2 protein-coding genes are annotated in these 2,791 nt (G+C 35.8%); both read right to left on the bottom strand.

Going from position 1 to position 2,791, the window contains the following annotated elements; all coding sequences use genetic code 11:
• Positions 1-70 precede the first annotated feature (70 nt).
• Positions 71-1,360, bottom strand: a complete 1,290-nt coding sequence (gene yfmH / locus CHI06_RS14805) for an EF-P 5-aminopentanol modification-associated protein YfmH (RefSeq protein ID WP_095249351.1) — start codon at positions 1,358-1,360, stop codon at positions 71-73.
• Positions 1,360-2,640 carry an EF-P 5-aminopentanol modification-associated protein YfmF gene (gene yfmF, locus CHI06_RS14810; protein ID WP_095249353.1) on the bottom strand — a complete coding sequence of 427 codons (1,281 nt, stop codon included), beginning with the start codon at positions 2,638-2,640 and terminating at the stop codon, positions 1,360-1,362. Before yfmF ends, yfmH begins: the two co-directional genes overlap by 1 nt.
• Between the last annotated feature and the right edge of the window lie 151 nt (positions 2,641-2,791).

Consider the following 2,791-nt stretch of genomic DNA (forward strand, 5'->3'; position numbering starts at 1 on the left):
TTCTAAAATCAACAGTATCCTTTAACACAGCCAATCAAAAAGAAAAGCGCCGGCTAACGACGCTTACCTCTTATTTTTTAGGAATCACTTGGCAAACTGAGAAACGCTCTTCTGAAATAACCTCAGATGCTAATCTTTTAACATCATCTAAAGTGATTTTCTCTAAAGTGGGAACGACATCAAATAAGTTCATGTCATTAAAAGCATATCTTGTGAATTGATTAGCTATATATTCTGGAGAATTTACAGCACGTAAAAATGAACCAATTTTCTTTTTTTTCGCTCTTTCCAATTGCTCTTCAGAAAATGAAGTAGCATTTTTCGCATGAAAAAGCATGTTTTTAAGCTGTTCAGTAAGTTTATCAGGATTTTCTGTATCTCCGCCAATCATCGCAAAGCCAAATCCTTGCTCCTGTGTATAGTCATATGAGAAAGTTTCATCAATCAGCCCTTCATTATAAAGCTGATTATAGTTTTCGGAGCTTTTTCCAAACAACAAGTCCAAGAGAACATTCATAGTCAGTTCATTCTTTAATAACTCAGCACCACTTTGGTCTACATGTAATGCCTTCATCCCAATTAAGCATTTAGAGGTTTGCACATTCATCTCCAGCACTTGTTTTTGCTCAGCAGTCTGAAGAGGTTCATCTTCAAATTTACGCTGAATCTCCGGCATCTCTTTGTAATCCTTTTTTGCTTGGTTTTCTCTCACTTGATCCATAAATTTATTTGGATCGACTGGTCCAACAATAAACAATAACATATTGCTCGGATGGTAGAAGGTATTGTAGCATTCATAAAGCAAATCTTTCGTAATATGTGAGATTGATTCTATTGTCCCGGCAATATCAATCTTTACAGGATGGTTTTGATACAAATTTTGAATCAATCCGAAATAGAGACGCCAATCCGGATTATCATCATACATCGTGATTTCTTGACCAATAATCCCTTTTTCCTTTTCAACCGTTTTTTCCGAGAAATAAGGATCCTGAACGAAATCAACTAACGTTTCCAGGTTTTTCTCTACATCCGAAGTACTGGAGAACAAGTATGCAGTACGGGTAAAAGAGGTAAAGGCATTAGCTGAAGCCCCCTGCTTGCTAAATTGTTGAAATACGTCTCCGTCTTCCTTTTCAAAAAGCTTATGCTCAAGAAAATGAGCAATACCATCTGGTACTTTTTTATATTCCTCTTGGCCTAATGGGACAAAATGATTATCTATTGATCCATACTTTGTGGTAAAAGTAGCAAATGTCTTATTAAATCCCTTTTTTGGTAATATATAGACATTTAAACCATTGGATAACTTTTCGTGGTAAAGTTCTTCTTGGAGCTGGTCAAAATTAATTTTCTCCATTATTTTACCGCCTCACTTCCAGTTAAGAAATAGATCGTATCAAGTTCAATTTTAGCAGCGACAGCGACAATTTCTTCCTTTGTCGTTTTCTCCATGTCTGTAATCCACTGCTCTAGTTTTATATCCTTGCCTGCAACAACATTATGGTAAAGTATTTCTGTTAATCCTCTTGAAGTATCAATGGTTTCAAGAATCTGATTTCGAATGACAGCTTTTGTTTGAACTAATTCTTGATCTGAAAAGTCGCCTTTTTTCATTGCTTCCAATTGATCGCGAATAATACCCACTGCCTGGTCAAAGTTCTTTAGGTCAATCCCTGACATTACCATCATTAATCCTTTATGGCTTTCAAGCCTGCTTGAGACATAATAGGCTAAGCTTGCCTTTTCACGGACATTGATAAACAACTTTGAGTGTGAAAAACCGCCAAAGATTCCATTAAACAATTGAAGAGCAAAGTAATCGGAATCCCCGTAGACAACATTCGTACGATAACCAATATTTAATTTCCCTTGTTTTACATCCTGCTCTTCTTTAATTTCATTTACCTGTTCCTTTTTCTGTACAGCTAATGCCTCTAGTTTCTTTGGAGTGCGTTCTTCAAAATTCAGCAAATCATTTGCAAGGCTTTTCACCTCTTCTTGCTTAACATCTCCAATCACATATAGATCCATTTCATCTTCTAAAAACGCCTTTTTATAATAGTCGTATAAATTTTCCGGAGTAATTGTTTCTACATCCTCTGCTTCACCATTTACTTGAAGAGCGTACGGCTCCCCTTTACACATTTCTTGCAGTAAACGGACATTCGAATAGCGCATTTTATCATCATATACCGATTGAATTCGCTGCTTTAGCGATCTTTTTTCTTTGTTCACTGTATCTTGATCAAATGCATTACCTGACACATTCGGTTTGGTTAAAACCTCAGATAGAAGTTCGAAACCTTTTTTCAATAACGGGGTAGGATCACTTAAGAACTTCTCATTTGCAATTTCAAGCGTGAAACTGATAATATGATATTCACCTTTTTTTGCTAAATCAATAAACAGTGTAGCTCCATATAATTCATCTAAATATGAGCGTAATGCAGTAGTTGTCGGATAATTGGCGGAGCTGCTTTGTAACACCTGAGGAAGCAGAGCCCTTTTCGTTACATCTTCCTTTGTTAGTGGAGCTTTCATTTTCCATACGAATGTATTCGTTTTATATTTATCTGTTTCAATGACATGGAGTTTGTATCCCTGCATAGCGGTGATTTTTTCAGCAGTTGAATCCATTAAAAGACCTCCTTAAGATTTCAAAATCCTTCTTATTATATATGTAAACATTCATCCGGTTATTTTACATCATTTCCATTGTAATATACCCTTATTCTTACTATAATTTGCCAGGCTTGGTTTTTACAAGCTAAAACACTGGATTCTTAGC

The sequence above is a fragment of the Bacillus sp. 7884-1 genome (assembly GCF_002272245.1).
Classification (GTDB): domain Bacteria; phylum Bacillota; class Bacilli; order Bacillales; family Cytobacillaceae; genus Neobacillus.

Excerpts from the sequence above, each read along its gene's own strand:
- yfmH (WP_095249351.1), bottom strand. The coding sequence starts at position 1,360 with ATGGAGAAAATTAATTTTGACCAGCTCCAAGAAGAACTTTACCACGAA.
- yfmF (WP_095249353.1), bottom strand. The coding sequence starts at position 2,640 with ATGGATTCAACTGCTGAAAAAATCACCGCTATGCAGGGATACAAACTC.